Origin of the sequence: Profundibacterium mesophilum KAUST100406-0324 (assembly GCF_009835145.1) — a bacterium.
Taxonomy (GTDB): domain Bacteria; phylum Pseudomonadota; class Alphaproteobacteria; order Rhodobacterales; family Rhodobacteraceae; genus Profundibacterium; species Profundibacterium mesophilum.
Genome location: NZ_APKE01000062.1, coordinates 1 through 1,560, shown reverse-complemented (window position 1 = coordinate 1,560; position 1,560 = coordinate 1). Strand labels below are relative to the sequence as shown.

Sequence of the window (1,560 nt, the reverse complement as noted above, 5' to 3'; positions counted from 1 at the left end):
AACGTCGAGACGAGCCGCGACGACTACCGCACCTTGCGCAACTGGAAGGAGGGGCGCAGCGATGTGAACCCCTTCGAGCGCCTGGGGCCGAACACGTCCACCGGCCCGGCGACCACGGATGTTCTGGAGGATGCCAACGGTCAACCCTATTACCGGATGGACATCCCGGCAGGCTCGAACCGCAAGATCCGGGTCGCGAGCTATGGCGGCGGCGCGCAGAGCTTCTACACCCTGCCGGCCGTGGGGCAGACCTACGCGCTGCGTTTCCGGGCGCGGCGGGTGTCGGGCACCGGGACGCTGGGACACGAAGTCCTATCCGATCGAGCTTCTGTTCAACGGCGCTGGCATCTTCGAGCTGTCCTATTACTGGACCGGGCGGCTTGAAGCGGGTGATGTGCCGATGCGCCTGACGCCCAACGACCAGGCGATCTTCAACGACTTCGCGCCAAGCTACGTGCGTATTCACCGCTTCATCAAGTCTGACCCCCATTCCAACTATCTCGCGCAGGTGACGGACGAGGCGGGGCAGGAAGGGTTCTCCTTGCCGCAGCATCTCGACATCATCGAGGCGGGCGGCTCGAAGCCGTGGCTGCAATTCGATTGGGTGTGGGACGAGGACGAGTTCCTTGGCCTGGCCGAGTATATCGCCGCGCCCTACGATCCGGCGATCGACACGCAGGCGAGCAAGCCATGGGCCTACAAGCGCCACGCGGCGGGGCGCACGGCGGCGCCCATCGACAGCTTCGGGACGATCCTGATGGAGTTCGGCAACGAGAACTGGAACACCGCGCCGAGTTTCTGGACGATGCCCGATCTTGGCAACGGGATCGCGGGCTCGATCCTCATGGCGCATTGGCAGAACTACCTGTGGGGCGTGATGAAGTCGTCGCCCTACTGGCCGCAGCTTGCCGGGCGCTTCGAGCTTGTGCCCTCGGGGTGGAAGCAGATTTTCTTCTGGAGGAGAACCATGTGCGCGAGACGGTCGAGGGGAAATACATGACCCTCAACCTCTACAACGGCGACAACTGGGAGGATAACGGCGGCACCGGCGCGCTGCTCAACTGGGAGGATAACGGCGGGACCGGCGCGCTGCTGACCTATTCCGACGACTACGTGGCCTTCGTGCTGCAAGGCGTGCCGACACGCTGGCAGAAGGTGTTCGACGAGGCGGCGGCGGCGCGTGACCGGATCAACGCGCAGCGGGGGCCGGGCGGGGTGCAGGTCGAGCTGGCGGGCTATGAGCAGAACCACACGACGCCTAAACTGCCAAGCTCGGGCGATAGCGAGGCCGCGATCGCAGAGCAGGAACGCACCTGGGCGGCGAAGGGCGTGCAACACGCCATCGTTGATCAGTTCTGCGCCTATGCGGCGAATGGCGGCAAGCTGCAGAACTTCTTCGTGTTCGGCGCCGGCACGACCTGGAACTCGCACGGGGCGCCGGGGCGCGGCGGGGTGCGGGCATCGTTCCAGTGGCTCGGCCTGATCAACCGCGAAGTGATGCAGGACGTGGATGCCACGCGCGCGCTCAAGGTGGCGAAGGCGGACATTCTGAGCGACGGG

3 protein-coding genes are annotated in these 1,560 nt (G+C 65.4%); all 3 read left to right on the top strand.

The genetic code is table 11. The features are described from left to right. On the top strand, positions 1-384 hold a 384-nt coding region (locus PMES_RS16170), incomplete at its 5' end, for a hypothetical protein (protein ID WP_159966749.1). A 16-nt stretch (positions 385-400) separates the two neighbouring features. Next, complete coding sequence (locus PMES_RS16165; protein ID WP_159966748.1) at positions 401-1,000, top strand: hypothetical protein; 600 nt, start codon at positions 401-403, stop codon at positions 998-1,000. Continuing rightward, on the top strand, positions 970-1,560 hold a 591-nt coding region (locus PMES_RS16160), incomplete at its 3' end, for a hypothetical protein (RefSeq protein WP_159966747.1). The genes PMES_RS16165 and PMES_RS16160, both read left to right, overlap by 31 nt.